Source organism: Legionella micdadei (genome assembly GCF_000953635.1).
GTDB classification, from domain to species: Bacteria; Pseudomonadota; Gammaproteobacteria; order Legionellales; family Legionellaceae; genus Tatlockia; species Tatlockia micdadei.
The window spans coordinates 1,460,198-1,484,753 of the sequence record NZ_LN614830.1 but is presented as its reverse complement, the minus strand read 5'-3'; the positions used below and the strand labels follow the sequence as shown (position 1 = coordinate 1,484,753).

Sequence of the window (24,556 nt, the reverse complement as noted above, 5' to 3'; positions counted from 1 at the left end):
TTCCCTAAATATGCAGTTGTATAACGAAGCATCCTAATTTACCCCAATCTTTGGGTTTATATTTTCTAAATTTAATTGCTATACTCTGGAAAATTAATCTTAAATTCACTACACAGCGAGGGATAGCATGTTAACTTGGGTTATTCTTTTCCTGATTGCTATTCTGCTTATTGTTCTAAGCCTAGATTTTGTTTTTCAGCGAAGAAAGAACAAAAATAGACCGACTCTCAGCCTAATTCTTGCCTTATTGGCCTTCCTCATTGTGGCTACGCTGTTCACTTACGTTTTCTCTACTTCAATGGGCGGTTCTGCACATGAACATTATCACTCATCCACATTCAGAGAAGATCTTTAACAAGTCACTCGATTTTGCTTTGAAAAAAACATTATCTAATGGGCATAATACAAATTCTTTAGGCAAACTCTCTTTGCGAATTAGATTAAAACCACATTTTTCGTAGAAACGCTGAGCTGCTAGCAGCGTATCTACTGTGCCTAAAAATAATTCTTTAAATTGGTGTTTTACAGTAGCCTTAAGTAAGTTTTTCATCAATTTTTGCGAAACCTTTTTGCCCCGGTATTGATGATGTACAAAAAATTTTTTAATTTCCGCCTGCTCGTTATTCAACTTTTTTAAACCAATACTGCCAATAATCTGTCCTTCATCATTAACGGCATACCAGAAATTATAAGAATTGTGATAATAAAATTCAGTTTCCGCTTTTAAAATACAGGCGTTAATATCCGACGTTATTGGAATAGCGAATTCATTTTTTTGAATATTTTCGATCATGTTGATGATTTGTTTTCGTAAGGAACGAGAAGTAGATAATGTATGAATTTTAACTTGATTCCGTAAAATCCTACTTTTTTCTAAAGCCCCAGAGTATTTTTTTATAGCCTCAACAATCTCAACTTGTTCCGTTTTTGTCAGAAACTCTAGGGCGCCTAAGATTTTTGTGTTAGAAAAATGATCGATATAATTGATTTCAGATAACCCATCTTCTGTTATCTGCAAAAAATTCTCCCGTTTATCAATTCCGGGGGTTGAAGTCACTAACCCTTCTTTAACCAATGAGCCCACAATTCGAGAGATTGTTGAATTAGTGAGTAGTAATAATCCGCCTAACTTGGTGGTAGTAATATTGGGTTCGTTATGGATTTCAATTAATGCATGCCAATGCTGTGGTGTTCTATTTGAACGTGTTTTGTTTAGTTCAAGCATCCCTAGCTCTCGTACTAATTTACGAGAGAAATGCCTTAACTCATTAACCTGGACTTTTTTCATCACGACTTCTCCATCAAAATAGTTGGCTTACATTACCATTTTTAATGTAGCGATTCTTGCTCCAAACCCAATTAAAACCACCCCCATGGCTTTAATGACATAGTATTCAATCTTGCTAATTTTTTCCCTTACATGTCGATAGGTAATGAGCGTGGATAGGCAGGTAAACCAGGCAAAATGAATCAAGGTAATTTCGATACAATAACCAAACTGAACTGACCAGGGCATTTCGGGTTTAACAATAAGCGTAAAAAAAGCGATTATAAACATGATTGCTTTCGGATTGAGTAAATTGCACAACAATCCTTGCAAGAAAAATTTAGAAGGAATCAGGGGCTTAGGAGCTGTAATTTCTTCTTTAACCTCGAATTTTTCCTCACGCGTGGCTCTTAAACTTTTTATCCCCAAATAAATTAAATACAAAGCGCCTAAGTACTTTATGAAACTGAATAACCATAAGGAATGCGCAATAATAATAGCTAAGCCTAAAATGCAATAAATTGAATGAATTAAAAGGCTACCCGAAATCCCTAAGGCAGTTAAAACCCCGCTTTTTCGATTGAATTGCAATGAATTCTTAATAACTAGCGCAAAATCGGGGCCTGGTGAGATTGCTGCTAAGATGATGACTAAAGTTACCGCCAAAAATTCATTCATTTGCGTTACTCCAAGAGATGCATGAAATAATTTTAATTTTTTTATAATAATTTTGCAATTAATTTAATTAAATTAATCTCATGATAAATGAATGTATTGCTATAGGATACATAAGTGATGCATAACCAGATGATTTACTTATGGATTGGTTATGTGGAATCGATCTTAATGATCAAGCAGGAGGAGGTTTAACTATTAGGGCAAAGTGCCAAAAGCCCGGTGTTATTTAAAAAAGACGTCCAGCTTCAAGAGAATAGGCTTCGTCAATTTTGTCTAAGCATGCACCCGCTTCGATGTCAAATCGATTAATTGCTTCAAGTACCTTTTCAAGTTTTCGAAAGGAGCTATTATTATGAGTAGCTTGGAATGTAAGGGTTATATTTGCCCTTTCATCTTGAGCTACCCATTTTATGAAAGCACACGCTTGCTTTAATTCATCAAAAGGGAGATTGGGATTACTAAAAACAGCAAGGGCTTGTTGCAGATATTTGTCAGCCTCCCTATGGTTCCGCTGCCTTAAGTAACAAATACCCAACATAAATTGAGCAGAGGCGATATCAGCTGCATTTTCTCCGGCTGCTTCATGAGATTCAGAGTACACCATCAATGCATTGGTAAAAGCTTCAATGGCGGGGTTCACACGATTTTGTTTAAGCAAAGAAAGGCCAAGCTGCTGTTTCAAATCTGCAATCAAATATTTATTTTCTTCTGCGTTGTCATTCAATAACTCTATTGCAGCCTGGAGCAACGATTCGGCCTGCTTATATTTTTTTGCCAAATTACAATTAACCCCAATCTCTAATAAGATAGGAGCCCTATCATCAGCTTGATCACCCGATTTTTCGCAAAGGGTGAGTGCATTAAATAAAACCCGTATTGCTTCTTCGTAGTTATTTTCAAACCTAAGATTCTGAGCTAAATAGAAATAAATTTGGGTACCGAATTTGAGCAGTTCATCATCTTTATCATTTTCTGGTATTGTCTCAAAAAGGCTTGCTGCCATATTGAGGCGGATGATGCTTTCAGGGTAGTCATTCATTCGTAAAAAGCACGCACCGAGATAAAGCGCTGCTTGAATATAAAGCTTCAGATTGCTCCCTGGTGTTAACGCACTCAAGGAGCGGGATAGACGAGCCTCAGCTTCTTCAAATTCCCCTAAAGCAAAATAGCTCTTTCCTAGATAGAAATCCATTTCAGGTTGATCACAAATAGGGATATCTACTCCTGCTAACTCAGTTATCTCCGAGAATCTTCCATGACTATCCAATTCTCTTGCACTCGATAACACGCTTTCTTCTGGCCCCATAACATCCGTCCCGATTAGGTGGTAATTATTAGAGATGCCAAATTCAGCGAGAAATTAAGTCTGGGATCAACTGTAGACCAGAATCTCTTGAGATTCGTCATCCTCTTCTTGCTTCATCATCAAGCTTGGACTGACATTGGTTAGGAAGCTATTCATGCTGTTCCCTTTCAAGCCAGTAATCCCGGTTGATAAGCGCTTGGATTTCTTTTCGGATGCGCTTGACTGCTCCGAAGCTACTTCAGTCTCCTGAAGTATATCACTTTCTCGCTGAATTTGGCGAAATTTTTCCCCTTCTTCTTGGAAACTAATCAATACGGCAAAAAAATTGCTTTTGTTGTGTTGACATACAGAACAACAAGGGATGAGTGTAACCTTTTGGCCACCGACAATACTAATTTCAGTATTACCTGCCCTTCTTCTGACCGAAGAATTATAGGTATCACGAACCGTTACATTAGTCATGGTTCTACCTCTCATATCCTTTTTGTACTGGATTTCTGTTTCTTGCTCATAATGGAATAGGAAAGCATTAGAGCATCCTTCGACCTTCAATCTCTTTCCATATTCGACATAGAGCTTGCTTAGCAGTGAGCCAAAATCATACTCAGCACAAGTTCGTGTCTTTCCTGTTAATCCTTGCATAATCGTTTTAAAACTTCTGCTGGTTTCCATAACCACTGCATAACAATATTTACCTTGTCTCCCTCTTTGTCCTAAATTTAAGTCTTTAGCGAGTTCATCTAACAGTTTTAATAACTTTGTGTCACTTCCATTTGCATCTCGGGAAAGAGCAACAAAACAAACAGATTTATCATCTAGCATACTCGTTACGAATGAAATACAGCCTGGCCAAACATCCTCCTCGCCATTAGAAAGAAATTTTTGCTTACTCTGGATACATTTTTCTATCTCTTTTAAAATTTCTTTCCGTTGTATCAAAAATTTAAAAAACTCCCTCACGCAATCTCGACTATCTTTAGTTTGCACAAAGTAGCTATCCGTCTTAAAACTTACACTCCCTAGGGAACTTACTCGCTCCTGTAATTCTCTGGACCAGTCAGCGCATTCCAGTTCGACAGCGATTTGGCGGATTTCTGCGAGGGGATCAATTCTCTGGCTTACTGGAGCGGTTGAGTAAAAGCGCACACGGCGATGGTAACCACGAATGGATAAAACATCACTTGGCGAAGAAGGATAAGCCGGGCGTTTTCCTTGATTTTCCGAGGAGGGTGCAACTACTTCCTGCTCCGCAAGCAACGTACGGTGCCTGTCTGAATTATTTAAAGAAGAGACAGGAATTTTATTTTCAGAAGACTGATGTCTACCGTCTTCTACTTTCAAAGAGGGTGAAGATGGTTTTTCATTTCTTTTATGCTGGTTTGTTCTTTCTCTTTTATAAAACATGGCAACTTACCAAAAATTAATTATCAGATTGCCTCGTAATTTACCAACCATAAATTAAGAAAATATTAACAAATTAGCCAGTTTTTAGTTGTTATGTAAATTTATTGAATGTTCACTCTCATAATATTTGCTTAAGGTTTATCACTTATAATGTTTCGGCTGTTACTCAACAACCCTATCTGAGCATAAAAATGACAAAGATTGATGCTTCTTTATTCGCCCACATTCAGAATGACGCCAATCTCTCTGGCACCTACGGGCTTCAAGGCAATTTTTTCAGCAATACGATTGGTTATCTTAAGCAATATTTAGATTGTATGAGTAGCCAAGGAGAGCTATTTCCTGCTGAGTATAATCACTTGCTACAGGACATGGACTATCTCCTTGAAATTGAGAAAAAACTCTATAATCCATCCTTACCTGTTGACAAACTAATAGACACGCTAGGAAAGCAAATCACGGCAGATATCACAAGTTTAAGCGTAGGGCAAAAGATACATCTTCCAGGTGGATGGAAAGATCAGGAAGGTGGTCATGCGATGATTTACCAGTTCACTCGCACAGTGGACGGGTATCTGTTTACAGCCATCAATGCTGGCGCTGGGATTGAATACCATCACAAAAAATCAAGTCGAAAAAAAGAGCTCTATAATCCTGTAAAAGCTTGGCATTTTCCTACACCAAACTCGGCCAAAGAAAAAGCTGAGCTTGCTGCATTTATTGGGCAAATTTTGCGGCCGCAACTGCCAATCGCGCACCAAAAAAGAGCAATAACAGAAAAAGTACTCTATCAAAGGATTCTCCCAAGAATAAGTTATATTGGTGGTAAAGAGGTTGAATACCTTATTCCTGAATATGGTTATACCGGAGGGCAATTATCTGGAACTTGCAGTGAGCGCTGCCTTCATCAGATGCTCAAAATCCTTTCTCCTTCAGAAGCGTTCTATGAACGTTTTATTTTTAAATTTAAGCATCACGCCCTTTTTGACTATGCAAAAGCTTGTTTAGCAGGCGAGCAGCCATTTACACCCGAAGCGCGAGAGCAAATTAACCTCGCCATTGAAAATAACTTAAAAATACTGGATATTCCTGGACTTTTCCAAGAATTAGAAAAAGATAAATATTATCAAGAGATAAAAGAACTTCAAAAAGAGATCAATCGCGATGAGTTAACTTCGAGTAAAACTGTCCCTGTCAGTGCCGATCCCCCTCCCCAGCTATCTTTATTGAGTCGGACTTATACCTTTGCCAGACCGCACTTTGATTCCCCTTCTTATAACGTAGGACCAAGCTTACAAATTGATTTGTGTTCCGGGAAAAATCTTATTGATAATCTGGCAACATCGATTGGAGAGATCGAAAAGGTAAAAAGCCGTTCAGCGCAATACTATTACCTTGAAAAACTTATTTTAGAATTACCTTTGGATTTGACATCCACGTTTTATGATGAACTAAAAAGGGACGCAGGTTATGTCAAATTTGAACAGCATCTTGATAAAATTCAAAATTTATTGTGGAAACTGCAAAGTGAGTGGCTTAAGGAGGCTCAGACACCTACACTCAATCATCTCGCATTAAATATTATTGCTTTGCAAACCGATGTCAAATCTACGCTAGCCAAAGAGCAAAATCTTCCTTCTTTTAGCCCTTTTACTGAAGTGATGATGCAGACTGTCATTGGTAATAACCAGCGTAACCCCTACTGGGCTACTAATAATCCAATTCTTGATAAACGATTTCAAACATTACAGAAACGATACAGATCTGCTTCTAATAAAGATCATCACGATTTTTATTCATACCTTAAAGCCATATTAGCTACAGAACCCGAGCTCACCGCTGAACTAAAACGCAGGTATGAGAGTAAATATGGTCTAAACATAACTCAGCTGCATAAAGATGTTAGAGCCTACGGATTAGAAGCTCTTTTCATGATTTCACAGCATTTAAAATATATTGAACGACTCGAGCCTCGATTTAACCCCGTCATTCAGAAGATTCAAGACCATATCAATTATGAATCCAAACTCAGAGAAGCAATCAATCCGTTTTTCGCTAAGCGGTTCTCCAAGAACCCTCGAATCGAATTAGATATTGTTTTTAATGAATTTCGCGTGTCAACACCGCTTTATCCTACCTTCGTTTATTGGCAAGAATTATCAACTGAACTTTCTCAGAATAAATACGTATTGAAAGATTCTCCTGCCCAACTGGCATTAAATGCAGATGTTTCCGAATTCTCAACTTATCGGAAAAAACTAGGCGTAAGAACTGCGAATAATATTCAACTCGCTCCAACAAAACCGTTGAGTGATACGAACTCAACTATACCTGTTACGCCAGAGGATATTACTACTCGCGACTATTTTCATCTTCGCAGCGTTCCTTCACTGCAGATTCCGTTGACTCTTGATTATTTCACTCGCCATATTGATAAACTGGCTAATGAATCCGATCAACGTTATGTTGAAGCCAATATTTTTCAACCCGGGCTTTTAGCAAAGTCACTGAAAAAACCCTCTTTTTTGCCACAATTTGATATTTTTTTAACAACCGGATTTCGCTTTTTCAATAAAAATGGGGAATATACACGAGAATCATTGCTGTTTCTGCGATTAGATTATCTTGTGAGCCGCTATATTGCATTAAAGGACAAATTAACGGGGCTACCTCGTCTCCAAGCCACTCAAGAGCAGCTTTTAAAACAGCTTTCCCAGCCGAATCATCCTGATATCACTTATGTCCAACAACAGTATTTATTTTTGACGCTCATGGCACGCATTGAGCTAGGGGAAGATCCAAAAGATCTTTTTGCATTGGCTTTTGACGCTTATTTTTATATAAGAAGCCACGCTAATCCCAATATTCTCGAGGACTTATCCCATCAGGTTGAGGTGGATCGTGCAATAGCTCGTTTTCAAATGTTAGCCAATGAACAACCGGAAAAAGTAATCACGCATGCAATCAGGGATAGCTTTGAGAAATACCCTTATACGAAAGATCTAACTTTAATTGGCGGGAAATTTCCTGTTTACAGACTGGAAGACAACAAAGGCCAGAAAGTTGAAATCAACGTTTATTTAGGAAAACTCTTCGAAAAAAGATTAGCACGTAGCGGCGTCCCGTTCAGTATTCAAAAACATCCCCTCATTAAGCATCTTGGCTTAGAAAAAAATTATGAGTGCTTAAGCACAGCAGATGAAAAATACATGTACTTGCCGAGTGAGAGAAAAGAGGATGAAGTCCACTTATTTTATGATAATGACGATCTAACTATTCAAAAAAATTGGCGTATTGGAGGTCAAACAAATACTTTTGAATTACTTCCGCTTACCCAAGATCATCTAGCAGCTCATGCCAATAAGAGAAGTATCCCGCTTGAACCCTCTTTACCCAAAGTATTAACTGATGACACTGTCGATTACTGGCAGCATATTGCCTCAAGAGAGGCAATATTAACCCAAAATGGCGCTCCACTTTACGCTTTTAAGTCTGGAAAATTTATAGTTCTCGATAAAGATGGAAATGAAACCGCCTACACGCTAAAACAACTTCACCCAAACTGGTGCACTATTCTTAATCGATTTGAAAGCAATCATTTTATTATTGCTCATTCAAGCCCTATTGACACCCATATTAAGCTGCCTCGGTATGGTCTTGAATTTAAAATTGACACCTCTTCGGCAAAACCTGGCCTTGTTTATCCAAAAACAGGGGAAAAAGTGGTCGAAGGCCCATCCCCCATTCATCCCTCTGTGGCTGGATTGGTTCTGGAAAATGACAGACAAACCCGATACCTCGTCCCTGTAGCTCGTTTTTACGCCACTAATGACCACGCAAGAAAAGGTGATTTCTATCCAGTCATCCATGATACTAATGGCACTATTGCTAACGAGTCACTCAAAGTAGAATGGTCTATTCGTCCTCCTGCGCGCATACCCCTATGGAATTACCAAAACAGTGAAAGAGCAATCAGTTTTCGTTTACAAGACGGTGAACCTCTCCCAGATTCAGTTGCCGACGCCCTTTATTTAGCATATATCTACCTTGCAACAAACCAAACCACAAAAGCATGGAAAGTACTTGAAGATTGCAATACACGATTAGGTGGATTAACTGGTGATCCAGCAGAGTTACAGTTCATCAGCTGGATTTGTAAAGATTTACCTCATATTCTGCCGAATGGAGAAAAGAAAGCGAAAAGGAACACGCCTCGTTATGTCGCCTGTCAGCTTAAGGCGATGAGCCTATTGAGTGATTACCTCTTACAAGATCGCAAATTTAATTTAACACCTCCAAATTCAGCAGATACAGCAAATAGCCACTATCAGCAACTAGAACATCAGCAATTAACACAGTTTTTGAATTCACTACCGACTACCATTTATCACTCTTTTCAACGCATGCAGACCATGAAGCGTCATCTTGAGCATGACTATCAACTTTCCCTCATAGAACGTAAACGCCTGTTGGATTATTACCAAAACGCTCAACCAAAAAATGACGCACCAAAAGGCGCTTTGGGCTATGAGTGGATGAGTATAAATTTAGAGTTTCTCCAAAGAGAACGTCAAGCGCTAAAAGCTCGTAGTGAATCCGGCAGCATCTCGAATACTGACAAGAAAAGGCTAGAATTCATCGAGAATTATCTTAGAGAAATGAAACCTGTTCTTGCTAAATCAACAGCGCTTGAGCTTGTCCCTATCGATTTAAGTTTACCCGATAAATGCGAAATTAAAGAACAGAATAAACCCAAAACTGAGAATTGGTTCAATAGCCTCCCAGGCAAAAAACAACTTGACCCCCATATTGAAGAAGGGGCTATGAGTGTTCTGGTATCCGAGATTAAAGAAGATGAGTTTATCACTCATTTTCCCACTTATTTTCATATTGCTTGTACCTCTTCCCATGCTCACCGTAAGCAATTGCTTGACTTTTGTGCGCACACCTTAATTGCAGCACGTCATGTCCCTTTGGATAAACAAGAGTCAGATATTCCTTTTTTATGTAATGTGCTGTATCGCTTGGCAAATGATTCCCATGTCGTCACCACTGAAGAAGTTAAATTTAACGAAGTGGTCAATACCCTCAAGGGGTACAGCCCCCCACTACTTCAAGTGTACCAAGCTAGGGATGTTTATAAGGATATTTTAGCAACACCTGATGCGATATTAGACCAAGAGCACCCTGCTCATACTCCACTATCGGTAACTGCTCAGTTAAATCCTACTTTGTTAATACAAACGAATCTTGAACAAACATTGGGAGAAAACAGAGAAGGGGAATTACTCAAACGTCTAGTTAAAAGCTACCGTGCCTTGGAAGATCAAACTTCACAAGAAATTGAGGAATTAGGGAAAACCCTGACTTTTGATTTAGAGCAACGGTTTGATGTTGAAATTCAAGCAGGGAAAAAACTTTTCGCACAAGAAAAAGGACAAAAAGCACTTGCTCAGACTTTTATTAGTGATCCAGACTTTACGCGATTAATTCTTGAAACTGCCCGTAGCTTTTCATCGTCTCTAGTTAGGCAAGAGCAAGAGGCATGGTCTGAAGCATTAAACTTTGCTAATCAAGGGCCTGAATCACCAGAAAAAGCAAAATCATGGAAAATTAAGAAACGGGCAAAAAGCCATGCCAAACTTAGCAAGGCAGATCTTTTATCCATCTATTGCAGTGCAGATACGGCCTACAGCATTGAAAAAACAGGTCTTAGCCCTGAAAGAGTCCAAGAATTACATAATCTTATTCACAAAGCCCTTTTCGCCAGCATCCAAAATCAGCTTACTAACAAAGTTATCAGTCACTTAGACAAGACACTGGAAACTAAAAACATCGATGATGCGCTTCAAGCATTCGATCTGTTAGCAAGAGAAGAAATTCCAGGACTGGACGAAACAGCTACAGTCATTATTCAATATGAGGAAAATATTTTACTGCGCAAACGGCAAGTGAGTGCGCTGAAACGATTACTGACTCCCCTTGCCGACGGCAGAACAAATGAATCTGTCGAAAAAATTATTCCTGGCGGTGGAAAATCGAAAGTAGTTATTCCAGTTCTCGCTGAAAAGAAAGCCAATGGAAACAATCTAGTCGTCGTTGAAGTGCCACCAGCATTATTACCAACAAACCATGTCGATTTAAATCGAATTTCTCAGCGTTTATATGGAAAACGTGCCTATCGGTTTGAATTTAATCGCGATAGCAATTGCTCGCCAGAGCGTCTTGAACAGCTATACCAGCATTTCACCGAAATCATGACGACACGTTGTTATCTGGTGACAACTGGCGAATCAATCCAATCATTAGAACTTAAATATCTCGAGCTCTTGCTTTCTGATGATCAACATGACGAAGTTTGGCAAAAGCAAGTCTATTGGCTAGATAAAATCACAGGACTTTTTCGCAATCAAGCTGATTGCATCATCGACGAAGCTCACCAGGGTTTATGGATTAAGAAAAAATTAAACTACACTGTTGGCGAGCCTAAACCTATTGGCCCAGACCTAATCAAAAACGGTGTTGCGCTTTTTAGTTTTATTGATACCGAATTTATCAAACAAGCCCCTTACTTAGATGCCAATTATGATTGGGATGAATTTAAAAGGAACCTCGCCACCAAACTCATTAAGGAAGCGAACAGTCCTTTAAAAGAATTTGTTGCAAAAGCCATTCATAGCCATGGCGAAGCGATTGAAGAAAAGCTCATTGCTTACCTACTCGATAAAGAAATGTGCGAAGCCGTCGCTCTCGCAACTACGGAAGAAAAAGACGCACTTTCTGTTTTTAAACAAGAAATCAACACTATTCTTCCTGAGACGTTGCGTCAAAAACTGAATGTAAAATACGGCGCATCTAGACGCAAAAATTTATCTCCAGTGCAATATACATTGCCTATTCCCTACAGCGGCAATAATGCACCTAATGAAAGCAGTCGTGATGGAAATGAGCTGGTAGCACTTAATCGCGGTATTCAGATGATGCTCATTAAGGGGATTAGTGAAGACCACTTTAAAGAGCGATTGATTGCCTGGCAAATTCAAGCCCGCCAAGAATTATTTTTAAATCCAAGTTTAAAGCATCTCGATGATACACCAACAGCGCGGGGATTTGCCCTCCTTGAAGGATCATCAGGCTTGACTTTAAGCCAAGTCAACGTGACCGACGCTGCCCAAATGGAGAGACTGTATAACCGCCATAAGAATAATCGTTTTCTTATTTTTTCTTTACTTCAAGAGGCTTCTTTAAAACAAATTAGCCTCGACCCAGCGATCATTTCAAGTGATTCGTTTAATCATGTGGATGTCTACCACAGCGTACAATGTGTAACGGGCTCCCCTTCCAACCACATGACATACCATCATCGGCTAAACTACGATGCAACCTCCTCGTTAGGCAGTGATGGGTATATCCTTGAAATCTTAGATAGTAAGAATACCAGCATTTCAAGTCTTGATTACCAAGGTGTATACGCTTTTATCGAAAGTGCGATAACTAATTCATCCGAACGGGCACGTACTCGAGCAATCATTGATATCAATGCCACATTCACTGGAGTAAGCAATTATACCGTAGCTAAAGAAATAGCACGATATGCCCGCGAACACGAGAGTTACTTTAGTCGCCCGATCAAGCATATTCTCTACCTTAATGAAGAAGATGTCTTGTGTGCGTTGGATATCAATAAACCAGAAGAGCCCATTAAACTGGGTACAAGTGATGAAAAAGAAATCAGGCGTATCCTCGGCTCAACTCCCAACGAGCGAATTTCTTATTATGATCAATTCCATACTTTAGGTACCGACCTTGAGCAAGCAGAAGATGCGCATGCCCTGGCCTTAGTTGATGAAAACAATTTATTTCAAGAGTACATTCAAGGCGATATGCGCATGCGGTGGATAAGCCGTGGCCACACGCTTGAAATGATTGTCCCTAAACGCCTAGACGGTATTAGTCGCCCTGAACTAACTAAACGCCTTGTACTGAATGAAAAAACCATGTTATTAGCTGATGTGCTTTCTTCCGGTACGAGTCAGTTAATTAACCACATGCGGCGAAATAGTCTGACTTTAGTTCAAGATCTACCTTCTGAAGCCGCTGACCATAAGTCAATGCTTGCCAAAAAATTCAGATGCTTTTTTGAAGAGAAGGCAAAACGCGATTATTTTGCACTGTATGGCTCAATCACCGAGGAGCAAGATGTCGCAGCAATGTTTGAGTTATCGAAAAAAGAATTGTTAACGCTTTTGACCGATTGCTACGAATCTGCAGGTATACCTCTACCTGAAGAAAAATTTAAGGCGATAGACCTTGAGTTACAAAGCATTATCAATAAGATTCTCCCTTGGTGTCCGAAAAGATACAAAGGTGCCGGTGTTAGTCAAAATAAAGAAGTTCAAGTTCAAGTTCATAAAGATATCCGCATTGAGCGTGCACAGCTTAATGCGTGTTATAACCCTAAATTGAAAGAGGAGCCTGAGAAAAGTTGGGGAGCTAGTGGGGGAACCTTTTTCCGGATGATTAGGAATAAGACTAGAAGTTTAAATGATCTTTGTTCAATTGAAGCCTTTCCTTTATTTTCTGATACACTGAGGGCAAGCAAAAACTATACTAACACCTACATAAACCAAGCAGAGTTTTTAAACGTATTTTTAAAACCAGTGTTTCTTGTTTGGTATCATTATGAAGGTGAGGCATTATACGCCACAATTGTGACACCTCAGGAACTAAAAGACTTAGAAGTTTCCATAGGACATCTCCCCGGCAATTGGATAGCTACGACCCAAGATACAGTTGTTGCAGGAACCCGACCAGAAGAAGCGCTTCGCGATCAACAATATTTCAATTTACGCGAACAAGTACGCTTTTTTAATGGAGAATTTCAATCATTATTGAATCAGGACGCCCCCTTACATTGGCTGAAAGATCGTCCGATGGAAAAAATCACGTTCTTTGAGAACACGCTACAAGCTTATCGTCCAGGCAGTGAAGTAGAACTTCCCCCATTAAAAACTGCATTAGCGCAAGCCAATACAGAGGGTTTTGTCTATATCACACAGCATCCTTTTGACGATCTCACAAATTTCGATTGGAAGAGCCTATATCCTAAAACGATTCCTGCACAATCGGCAGAATATAAAAAAGTTGCAGAAGCCTTCGTCTATTTAAACCAAAATTGGTTGGATAGGGAACCGGCGATTGAGGAAATACAGGAAAGGTTTAGTTTACCTTTAAGTAGCCTTGGATACATCGATGATCATTTAAAACATCTCTCTGAATTAAAACAATTACTCGAATATTTGTCCCAGGGCATGTGCCGTCCACTAGATGAAGCATTAGGAAAATGCCTTGAAAAATGTTTAGGCCTATCTCTCGAGAGCTTTTGCCACGGCAATAGAATTTCAGAACTAAACAGGAAACCCGCGGATACTGAAGAAACAAAGTTACGACAATTAGCCGCATTAAAAGCGCTTCGTATTCTTCAAAATTACCCAGCTTTAAAAGGGAAATCGCTCAAAGCGTACTTCACGCAAATTGCTAGGGATGCTGATTCAACCGAGGTTCTGCATGAACTGTTAACAGTAGAAAATCTCAGCCAAGAGTTCTTTCTTACCTTTATTCGCAATCCTTTTTGTAATCATGAGATTGTCGAAGAATTACTTAATTTAAACTACGATTATTCTGAACGGGTGCTCACATTACTAGCGATGAGATGCGGCACAAAGGAGCTGATTTACAAGTACATCGATAGGTTATTGCAAAAAGAAGAGATTAACTATAATTTGCTTTGCAATACGCTTCCGCGTTACCCGGGTTACCCCAGTTATAATAATGAGATAGTCAGAAAATTCCTTGACTCCAGCCATGATTTATCTGAGCAAACATTAGAGATATTAGCCAGTCTTTGCGTTAGACAATGTGCTGAACATACTCAGAAGGACCTTATCGATAAATTCTTGCAAAAGAAAAATCTTTCCGATTACATTTTATGTATTTTGCTTGAAAGAGAGGATTTGGACGAGACGCAACTCTTAACGATTCTCGCAAAAGCTAGTATTCCTGATACTCTTGAGCGGCTTTATCAGCACCGAGCTGCAGGTAATCGTGTTCAAGAAGTCCTATGGCAACATGCTCAATGCTCATCGAAGTTGCTGCTTAAATTATTGGATCAAGGGTTACTTAAGGATGAGACACTTCTAAAAATTTTAACTCGTCGCGATGATATCAGTGCCTCGCTGTTGCGTCGCATTGTCTCCGAACCTTGCAGTCCGCAACTTCTTTTAGCGGCAGTATCCCACCGAAATGCAAATTCTGGTGTTATAGGCCTTGCTTGTGAAAATGAGGCCTTTTCTTGCGATGTAGCCCTACAAATATTTAATTGGGTAAAACTCAATCCTCATTCAATCGACGTAGTACAAAAATTAATCCGAACTGCTTTTGACCTTTACCAGGCAAAACCATCCGAATGGAAAAGTTTCCTTCTGCAATTACTTGAGTACTGTAAAGATCAAAATACAGGCATATCAGAAATAATGCAAATCCTTCATGAACAGGAATTGGATCCAGGATTAGCGATTGAAATTCTTCGTCTGTATGGTAAAGATGTGCTACCTCTTTTACCGATGGAAAAAATACTTAGAAATGCTGAGGCAAAAGACTTAGATTTACTTGTAGATTATAAAAAAACTCGGGGTCTTAACGCAAGGTTGTTGCCTTTGCTTGCTGATAAATGCTCGACTCCAGCATTGATTGAAAAACTTCTTGATAGACGGGATCTCACCGCAGAAGTTTTAATGAAAGTGCTTGTCAAACATCCTCATTTGGATCCTAAGCTTCTTTTAAAATTGCTCTCCCATCCTAACACCGATACTCAGGTGATAGAAGTCGCCTTCGAAAATAGAGCATTCTCACCCCAAATTGCTATACAACTTGTCGGTGAAAACAGACTTATAGGCGACAGCCAGGAAATCATTCTTGACCACCATCGTTTATTTAAACGACTTGTCAGGTTTTGTTTTGCAAAAAGCGAGTTGATCAATAATTCCAGCTGGCAGGAGGCTCTTCTTCATATTTTTAAGCGGTACGAGCAAATACCATCTTCCTTAAACGACGCTTCTGAATCGATAATCAAACTAATCGAACCCCAAAAAATCGATGGCCGTTTCGGACTTGAAATTCTTCGCATTTTTGGTCAAAACTCAATCTCGGTTCTACCTATGGAGGAGATGATAGAAACCGCTCAGGAAAGCGACATTAAATTGCTCATCAACAGTATCGGAATGATTCAAAGACCTAGCAAAAAAACTCAAGATTCTGAAAGATTGTTGATGATGCTTGTTCTTAAATGCTCAACCTCTGAATTAATTAATAGGCTTCTTGATAGGCAAGATCTTACTCCAGGCATTTTAAGTCAGATTATTGTTAATAATCCGGATCTTACTCCTCCTCTTCTTTTAAAATTGATATCACATCCTGGTATCACACCAGAAGTGATAGTGATAGCCTTTAATCATAAATCATTTTCATCTGAAATTGCACAAACAGTTGTTGAAAACAATCAACTGTTTTATGAGAAGAGAAAATTATCATCAGAACGACATAATTTGCTGAAGAATCTTGTTAAAGTTTGTTTTAAAAAACAGGCTTTAATGACTCAAAATACCGAATGGCAACACTTACTACTCTCTATTTTTAGACAATACAGAGACTTATCGTTAACTGTCCCAATAACAAGAGAAGTTGACTCGATATTAGAAATTATTCGCGAAGAACGAATCAGCGAAGACTTTGGACTTGAAGTATTTCGCATTTTTGGCAAACGCGCGATTTCAGCTTTACCCATAGAAGATATCATACAAATTGCCAAAGAAAATGATCTCGAACTGTTTCTTGATAACATCGATGAACTTCCTATTCATACAATGCCTGTATTAGCTCAAAGATGTTTAAGCGGCGCTTCTATAATCAAATTCCTTCAACGAAAAGACCTCTCTGAATCTATGCTACTTGAAGCCATTAGTGGCAAAGGAAATCTAATTCCTGAGATTTTTTCAGCAGTAATGTTTCATCCGAAAGCCACGCCTAGAGTAGTCAAACCCGTCATGGCCCATCCAGAATTTTCATGTGAAATTGCCGAGAAGATTGTCTCAAAGACTAGATTGGATAGTAACAAAAACCATGCTCTCCTTAAAGAACTTCTGAATCAATGCTTTACTCAGATGGAACGGAGTCAGGATTCAAAATGGGAATTTCTAATTATTCAAATCTTGCAAAAATACTCAAGTGGAACTACAGCTTTTAACGACGTAATAGACATTGTCCGCGCACATCGACTTAATGCAAGTTTAGGGATTAAGTTGCTTTATCAGCTCGGTAGGGCGGTCATTGACGTTCTTCCACTTAAAGAAATGATTGCAATTGCTGATGATGATGGGCTTAGCCTTATCTACAATACGATTAAATTCGAAAATATCCCTCAAGAGCTACTTGTTCTTTTAATTAAGAAAGCCCAAAGCCCTGAATTATTTAATTCGATTCTTAAAAAAGATATAAGCTGGGATGTAATCGAGACTATTCTTAATAGAATTCCTGATTACTATACGTTGCGCCGCGCCCTGACGCATGAGAACGCATCTGAAGATGACTGCCAAAATTGGCTACAAAACCTTACTGATAAACAAAAAGCCCTGAAGGAAGAAGCCTCACGTACCGAGGATGTAACAAAGCGCTTATTAACCACTCTGAATGCCTTGAAAGTCAAGGCTTGTAGTCATGCCCTGGCAGCAGTTCAAGATAAAAAATATGAAGAGGTTGCAAGCACTTCAATCTGGCTTTACCGTAAACTAGAAGAAGAGATCACGCAATACCTTAAAACGCCCAACGATCCTGGAGGATTTCTAGAAAAATGCACTCGATCGATTAACGAATCAAGAGGAATCCTGGAAACTCATCGGGGAGGAGCTAAACAGCTTCTTGTCGATATCGTGAGTGCTATTTTGGCTTTTATTACGATTAAATTTATTCGCTCTGCTTCCCATAAATGGGACTTTTTTGAGACCAAGACAGCAAGTATCAAAATTGTTGAAGAACTCAAGGGAAATATTCAAGACTTAGTGGATGAATCGGGACAAAGATTAAATCAACTGGATTCTGATCCGTATCCAAACAACTCTACTTCGGCTAAAATGGCAAAAAAGGATGATTTGCCAGCAAAGAACAAGTATGACCGGAACAGGATTTTTTATAAAGAGCCCCAGGAAAACACGAAAACTACCCGAAGAGCCGTCCAACTATTCCCCAGCTAATGCAAGCAGAGCCGCCTCCTGTCAGTATCGTGCAGATATCGATGGGTTGCGCGCTATCGCTATTTTGTTGGTCGTTTGTTTTCATGCGTTTCCAACTCGTTTGCCCGGCGGATTTGTTGGCGTTGATGTGTTCTTTGTGATTTCTGGTTATCTCATTACAACCATTATTTTTAATCAATTAAAGGCTAATCAATTCTCATTTAAACATTTCTACATGCGGCGCATTAACCGTATTTTTCCTGTTTTACTTCTTGTTTTAACCAGCTTCTTTATTTTAGGATGGTTTGCATTACTCGCTGACGAATATAAAGCCTACGGTAAATACATGGCCGCAGCAGGGTTATTTTCATCAAACCTGGCGTTATGGAAAGCAGGAGGATATTTTGATACAGCAGCCGATCTCAAACCACTACTGCATTTGTGGTCTTTAGGAATAGAAGAACAATTTTATTTGGTTTGGCCTCTTTTAATTTGGGCAGCTTATAAGAAAAAAATAAATATCCTCCTCTTCACCTTAACCCTTTTCTTTATTTCATATTTTTGTAACATCAACGAAGTCAAAATAAACCAGACAGGCGCGTTCTATTTACCCCACACCCGTTTTTTTGAACTTTTAGTCGGTAGCCTGCTCGCTGCCTTTCATAGTTTCCATTTTAAACAAACTGACAAACAGGATCACCTTCTCGTGGCCAATCTATTGGCGTTCTTAGGATTATTATGTATTGCCGTTACAGTCTACCGCCTCAGCCCCGAAAAACCGTTTCCAGGTAACAATGCAATTTTACCCATTTTAGGGGCAGCTTTACTTATTGCAGCAGGCACAAAAGCCTGGGTAAACCGGATTATTTTGGCTAACCGTTGCCTGGTTGGGATCGGATTAATTAGTTTTTCACTCTACCTTTGGCATTGGCCTCTGCTTAGTTTTGCGCGAATTATGGAACAAGGCATGCCGTCAAAAGGGATTCGTATCCTCTGTTTGGGTGCAAGCTTCCTGTTGGCTTTTTTAAGTTACCACTATATTGAAAAACCCATCCGTTTTGGTGAAAAACAAGGGTTAAAAGCCATTATTTTGCTGTGCTTATCCCTAGTTGTGATTGGTTTAGGCATTTATACCTGTGAAAAAAATGGATTTACTTCAAGACCCTCTTTAGCGCATCTTACAATACCACCTGAATTTGCAGGGAAATTACCTCAAGCGGTTGCCAAAAGATCAATTCCTTTAAATCTTGGGATTTCTTCGCATGCAGGGAAAAAAACAGTCTTCATTCTTGGCGATTCTCATGCGCACCATCTGCTTTCAGGTTTTTTTCAAAAATACCCGCAAAATCACATCAGTATTATACTCGGCCCAGGTTGTCCTTTTTTATTGGGCATTGATCGAAAACCAACTCAATCCCCTTGCCTTACGATGACTGAACAAGCCCTTTCTGATAAGGAATTAGCGTCAGTCAAGACAGTTATTTTTAGTTTTAGAATGTTTGCGTACAATAGGAGCGGTTATGACTATAATCCTGAAAAACAAGATTGGGGATTATGGTATAAATCAAAAAGGCAACCCATGGACGATCTCTCTTTTTGGCGCCCTGCCCTTCGTGAAACACTTCAACTCTTAGTCAAAAAACATAAACGGGTGATCTTCAGTTATGACGTTCCCGAATTGCTTCATCCAATCAACGAATGCTTAGACAGCAGACCCTTGTACCTTCACAATCACACGATTAAAAATTGTGATGTACCTCGAAACATTGTGGATCAACGGCAAGGTCCTCTACGCCAACTCTTTGCAGAGATTCTTAAAGAATTTCCACAAGTTGAAATTTTCGATCCGCTAAATTATTTTTGTGATCAAAAATGGTGTTACGCATTTAAAAATGGGGTTCCTCTATACTACGATGACGATCATCTGTCAGTAGAAGGAAGTAAATTCTACGCCGATGCTTTCGCAAAAGAATTCCCCTCTTTAATCAAGGAAAAATATTCTTGATCGAAATTTGCCCATTTTTTGAAACAAACTCTATAATTAGTGTGAATGCTAATCAAGCACTAAGGAGGAGGCCATGAGGGCGCATTCTATAACCCTTTCAGGACTAGTACGCATGGTAGCGATGGTTGGTCTGCTATGTATAGCAGCCAGTTACACTTCTAACGCTAATGCAGCCCAAGGTTGCGGATTTGGATACCATCAAAGTTTCTATGGAGGATGCGTAGCTAATCATCCAGGCCCCTTTGCGAGGAGGGTAGCAGGTCGCCCGGGTTGTTGGACTAATCTTTGGGGGCAGTTCCGCTGCTATTGATTAAGAAAACCATCACTTCTCCCCATCTATTTGCAGTAGATGGGGAACTATAGTTTATTGCATCTCTTACCTTCTTAAGAACCATAACGCGTTTTTTGCCTTACTGATTACTTTGCCTAAACCCAAACGACCTACTCTACCTCTGTATTAAGAAATAAAATACCAACAAATACACATCTTGTATTATAATAATTCTTTTTGCTATAAACCTAACTTGCCGTGTGAGTATTCATGTATTCAGGTAATCCTACAGCGATTCAAAATCTAAACAAAAATATTATTTTAATCCTTCTTTTATTAGTGATTAGCTACGGGCTATTCGGACCACTAGCCCTAGCAGCTGTCGTTTCCGCCGGAACCATAAAAACAATTCATGATAGGAGATCACTCCATGCTTTACTTAGGAAAGCGATGGAGGCTGAAGACATCACTGCTTTACTACATTTAGATGAGCGGCAAATCACTCTATCGCACCAACAAAAATTAACGATGCTTTATAACGCTTATCAACGCCAAAAAACCGATTTTATTGATAGGCTTGAGCAGCAAGAATTTAAAGTCAGTTTTGCAGAAATTTTCTCTATTTTTATGCAAGATAAAGATATGGATTTATTAAGACTTTTTGTTAAAAAATTTCTTGCAAAGACGCCTTTACCATCACAAGCTCACCTCAACACACTATTGTATTATCTGCTCACTAATCATCAGGTTACCCTAATTGATTTGCTGTTTAAGTTCTTTCCCAAAGAGGTCATTAGGGAAATGTTTTCATTCATTAAGAGTTATCCTGAAAACAGGACTAGATTACTAGAATTTATTGCTAGTAAAAAAACCTGGCTAATAAGAAATAGTGATTATGTAAACTGTATTCTCACAACTCCAATGAATGAACAGTTATGCGATTTGCTAATGGAAATTCTTCCGAGAGGGGAGCTTAAAGTAAATGAAGCGATTATCGCTGAAATAAAAAATCAAACCGCAACCCAGCCGTTTTTCCTTAAATTACTTGACTATTTTAGCTGCAAGAAAAGGGATGATTTCTTTTTCCATCAATTACAAGAAATGATTCAACAAGCATTCTATACAAAACAGGTGGATGTAGCTGCCCGCCTACTCGAAGTGGAGCCAGAATTTTTACGGGCGAGACCATTTTTAACGAATTCTTTATTGTTTCAGTACTCAAGTGATTGGCCAATCGCTGAATTTTTAATTGCCCACGGGGCGGATGTTAATTGCGCTAGCGATGGTAAGGGCTTACTCGAAATCGGTATTGGTGGCAGGTTTACGCCTGTAAGAAAAAAACAAGAATTTCTTGATTTTTATGTGCGTCACGGAGTTGATCTGTCGTGCGAATTGAAAGAGAAGCCACGCAAAATTACTAGCATGACCCTATTGGGATACCTGCCTTTTCTCAATTTAGACATCAAGGGAAATCAAGATTTAGCAGCGATTCGATTGCAAAAATACATGGCTCTTTTTCTGGAAATATCGGGAACAAGTCTTTCAAATGGCACAGTATGTAAGCATACTTATATGCAAGATTCCCACGCTTATTGGAACTTTTTACTTAATTTATATTTTAACCGGCTAAACAATACTGCCCTCCTAGCAAATCAACCCTTGTCCGTTGACGAATTCCACACTTGTCTGGAACGGTTATACACAGAAGAAGGTGATTTTGATGCCAAATCTGCTTATAACAACTACAAGCTGTCTAAGCCAATTATCCTTCCTGTTTATCTTACAGACGGCTGGGGCGCTGCCCACATAGCCACGGTGGGATTTATGAGAATTTCGCAGGATTGCCACTTAATCGTTGAAGCCGATCGAGGTTTAGGACGGCATGATTTTTCTGTATTTGTAGGCCCCATTACTGACTACGATAAATTTCGCAAATTCACGGCTACTTGTTATTCACCTCTTTATTTGGAGGACTGGCAATATCACCGCTCTCAAGCCGCTTTTCAAAAAAATCTAAGCGCTCAGAAAGATGATTTTTGTCCAGCAATATCCGCAAAATATGCTTTATTTATGGCACATTTTTTATGTGTAGTTAAACAACAAATTGCAGCAACGCCAGTAGCTGAACCCCACTTTAGCCGCGAACAATTAAGAGAAATTTTAGAATCCAGCTATAAGATCACTAACGACTGGTTTTGTCAATTTTGTACTGCGACAAAAGAAAGTATGCTCCAGGATTATCGAAGCTTGGATCCAAAGTTTATTGATAGCGATTTTTTAGCCTTGGCTGAAAAAGCAGCGCCCTTTGTGTCTGATGAAGAAAAAGAGTTATCTACAGAAAGTTCATTAACTATGACACTCAGTTAAGCCCCTGCGGCACAGCTTGAAGCCTGGCCGCAGGATAATCCAATTTCCTAAAACAATGTGCAAGGTGGGCATCGCCTCACCCCAGCTTGTTCTTGCTGGGACTCACCTTTCCCAAAAATGGATTGTCTTGAACTACCAGGCATCTTCGCTCTTTCGCTTTGATGCAGTTCTTGTGTCGCTCTTTTTAATGCATCTAAGTGGACGCTTGGATGCATTTCATGTTGTTTTTCAATCCAGATTAAAAACTTAGCCAATCGGTACATACGAACTATAGGGTGGACTGGAGCAAGCTCATGACTCACTGTTATCCTATCCTGAACAGCTGGCATGTATTTTTTCATACTTAGAATTTGGCAAGGAAATGCCGTTAAAAAGGGCGATTTTTCCAGTTCTAATCCGTTATCCCTGTAAAATTTCTTTAGCGTTTTTTTAAACTTCTGCATGTCTTCACCGTACATTTTTTCATAGTCAATCCCTTTATCCAATGGCACGTATTTGCCCCAGTGCAATTTGGAATTCAATTCTTCGATGAGGTATTGCACTAGAGTGTCGCGGAATCGCTCAAAACCAGCAGCACCAGGGCTTGAAACCACATCGAATCCGCAAGTGTAGTCTTTCTCACTGTGGTGCGATCCGGGTGCGAGTGTGGCAGGGTATCTTTTGTTTTGAAATATTCTGCCATAAGCACCAAATGTCACTGGCGCCTCTCCTCTCTCTTTCGCTTCTTGCGTTTCTTTGGCTACTTTCTTAAAAGCAGCAACCATTTCATGAAAATCGGCGCTTAAAGGAAATAATCCATCCAAGTCATTAATACTATTAGGGTACCTTGTTTGATAGTGGTATTGGGCTGGGGCAGGTCCTATGGATTTTACCGTTCCATCACCAACCGCATAATGGGCCACGATGTACCTCATGAAAAGAGGTACTAATTTTGGAAACAGGGCTAATACATCCGTAACCCGCAGATTTTCTTCTAATTCAACCTGTAGCCATTGAGCAAGATCATCGCATTCAGGGTTGAAATTTTCATTTTCTGTGTATAAGGGAACAGGCTTATACTCGATCACTTTAACATTTTTGTGTTCACGATTTTCAAGATCATTGTCGTAGGTAGGAACATAGAACACACTCAACATGGGGTAGTCTTTACGCGGTAATTCTCCGGTTTCAACCGCCTCAACGAACTCGGGAAAGCTCATTGCCGTTTCAATACGTTCTAATTTTTCAGCGGGTTTACACTCTAATTCCATTTCTACAACGATACCAAAAAGACCCAGATGGGCTGAGGCAATCAAATCAAAGTCATCTGGATTTGTATTTCTATCAATTTTTTTAAGCTGTCCATTCATCAAAAGAAAAGTAATGGATTTAATATTGTCTGAATAGGCTCCATTTTTCATGTCTGTCCCGTGGCAGCCAATTGCCGCCAGGCCAAAAGGGGTAACACGATGGATTAAACTGGGTGGACTTTTTGTAGCGAGTTTCTTACTATCAAGGATTTCGTCAAATGCTTTGATTTGAGGACCTGGCTTTGCCCTCACGGTCGTTTCGTCTATTTGTTCGATAGCATATTCATCAGAGGCAGCTAAATCGAGGTTAATTATAATATCTGCCTCTACCCAGGGCGTTAGCGAAAATGAATTACTGTCTACCTGATCCTTTCTGCCCCCTGCCGCTACACGACAAGTAATGCGCTCTTCGGGATCCACCTGCCTATTTAGTTCATCGATTTTCTCGATGATTCGTTGGACAGCATTCACGTTTTTTATCTTTAAGAGTAAAACATCAGAAAGCACTAAAGTCTTACAAAAATTACTCCACTGAGCGTTCTCTACATAATCGAGATAAAGATTTTCACGCTTAATGAGGTCAATAATTGCCTCTCGTTGTTTCTTGGTTAATGCCATAACAGTTCTCCATTTCTGCAATTTTCATAGTCTTCACCTTCCTGCTTAGAAATTATTTTGGCACTCTA

10 protein-coding genes are annotated in these 24,556 nt (G+C 39.4%); 5 read left to right on the top strand and 5 right to left on the bottom strand.

Annotated elements, in window-relative coordinates; all coding sequences use genetic code 11:
- The first annotated feature begins 127 nt into the window (after positions 1-127).
- Positions 128-355: a hypothetical protein gene (locus LMI_RS15265; protein WP_143000984.1), complete on the top strand. Its 228-nt coding sequence runs from the start codon at positions 128-130 to the stop codon at positions 353-355.
- On the opposite strand, the gene LMI_RS06560 is transcribed toward LMI_RS15265, so the two are convergent.
- The 4 genes from LMI_RS06560 to LMI_RS06545 all read right to left on the bottom strand — a co-directional run bounded on the left by LMI_RS06560 (position 329) and on the right by LMI_RS06545 (position 4,655).
- On the bottom strand, positions 329-1,288 hold the full coding sequence (locus LMI_RS06560) for a bifunctional helix-turn-helix transcriptional regulator/GNAT family N-acetyltransferase (protein ID WP_045099075.1): 960 nt from the start codon (positions 1,286-1,288) through the stop codon (positions 329-331). The genes LMI_RS15265 and LMI_RS06560 overlap by 27 nt on opposite strands.
- A 27-nt stretch (positions 1,289-1,315) precedes the next feature.
- Entirely contained in the window at positions 1,316-1,945 is a 630-nt protein-coding gene (locus tag LMI_RS06555; protein ID WP_045099074.1) for a LysE family translocator, read from the bottom strand.
- Positions 1,946-2,171: 226 nt separating this feature from the next.
- Positions 2,172-3,251, bottom strand: a complete 1,080-nt coding sequence (locus tag LMI_RS06550) for a tetratricopeptide repeat protein (RefSeq protein WP_045099073.1) — start codon at positions 3,249-3,251, stop codon at positions 2,172-2,174.
- A gap of 66 nt (positions 3,252-3,317) precedes the next feature.
- Complete coding sequence (locus LMI_RS06545; protein ID WP_045099072.1) at positions 3,318-4,655, bottom strand: hypothetical protein; 1,338 nt, start codon at positions 4,653-4,655, stop codon at positions 3,318-3,320.
- A 191-nt stretch (positions 4,656-4,846) separates the two neighbouring features.
- Here LMI_RS06545 and LMI_RS06540 point away from each other — a divergent pair, with 191 nt between their 5' ends.
- The 4 genes from LMI_RS06540 (at position 4,847) to LMI_RS06525 (ending at position 22,581) form a co-directional block, all read left to right on the top strand.
- Positions 4,847-17,959: a DUF3638 domain-containing protein gene (locus LMI_RS06540; protein WP_045099071.1), complete on the top strand. Its 13,113-nt coding sequence runs from the start codon at positions 4,847-4,849 to the stop codon at positions 17,957-17,959.
- Positions 17,877-19,943: an acyltransferase family protein gene (locus LMI_RS06535; RefSeq protein ID WP_052679479.1), complete on the top strand. Its 2,067-nt coding sequence runs from the start codon at positions 17,877-17,879 to the stop codon at positions 19,941-19,943. Before LMI_RS06540 ends, LMI_RS06535 begins: the two co-directional genes overlap by 83 nt.
- A 73-nt stretch (positions 19,944-20,016) precedes the next feature.
- Entirely contained in the window at positions 20,017-20,253 is a 237-nt protein-coding gene (locus LMI_RS15810; RefSeq protein ID WP_045099070.1) for a GCG_CRPN prefix-to-repeats domain-containing protein, read from the top strand.
- Between the two features lie 231 nt (positions 20,254-20,484).
- On the top strand, positions 20,485-22,581 hold the full coding sequence (locus LMI_RS06525; RefSeq protein ID WP_045099069.1) for a hypothetical protein: 2,097 nt from the start codon (positions 20,485-20,487) through the stop codon (positions 22,579-22,581).
- 47 nt (positions 22,582-22,628) lie between these two features.
- Here the strand turns inward: LMI_RS06525 and LMI_RS06520 are convergent, their stop codons facing one another.
- A complete protein-coding gene (locus LMI_RS06520) occupies positions 22,629-24,488 on the bottom strand; it encodes an FAD-binding oxidoreductase (protein WP_045099068.1) in 1,860 nt (619 codons plus the stop codon).
- Positions 24,489-24,556 lie beyond the last annotated feature (68 nt).

Coding starts and splice junctions, on each gene's coding strand:
- LMI_RS15265 (WP_143000984.1), top strand. CDS start 128: ATGTTAACTTGGGTTATTCTTTTCCTGATTGCTATTCTGCTTATTGTT.
- LMI_RS06560 (WP_045099075.1), bottom strand. CDS start 1,288: ATGAAAAAAGTCCAGGTTAATGAGTTAAGGCATTTCTCTCGTAAATTA.
- LMI_RS06555 (WP_045099074.1), bottom strand. CDS start 1,945: ATGAATGAATTTTTGGCGGTAACTTTAGTCATCATCTTAGCAGCAATC.
- LMI_RS06550 (WP_045099073.1), bottom strand. CDS start 3,251: ATGGGGCCAGAAGAAAGCGTGTTATCGAGTGCAAGAGAATTGGATAGT.
- LMI_RS06545 (WP_045099072.1), bottom strand. CDS start 4,655: ATGTTTTATAAAAGAGAAAGAACAAACCAGCATAAAAGAAATGAAAAA.
- LMI_RS06540 (WP_045099071.1), top strand. CDS start 4,847: ATGACAAAGATTGATGCTTCTTTATTCGCCCACATTCAGAATGACGCC.
- LMI_RS06535 (WP_052679479.1), top strand. CDS start 17,877: ATGACCGGAACAGGATTTTTTATAAAGAGCCCCAGGAAAACACGAAAA.
- LMI_RS15810 (WP_045099070.1), top strand. CDS start 20,017: ATGAGGGCGCATTCTATAACCCTTTCAGGACTAGTACGCATGGTAGCG.
- LMI_RS06525 (WP_045099069.1), top strand. CDS start 20,485: ATGTATTCAGGTAATCCTACAGCGATTCAAAATCTAAACAAAAATATT.
- LMI_RS06520 (WP_045099068.1), bottom strand. CDS start 24,488: ATGGCATTAACCAAGAAACAACGAGAGGCAATTATTGACCTCATTAAG.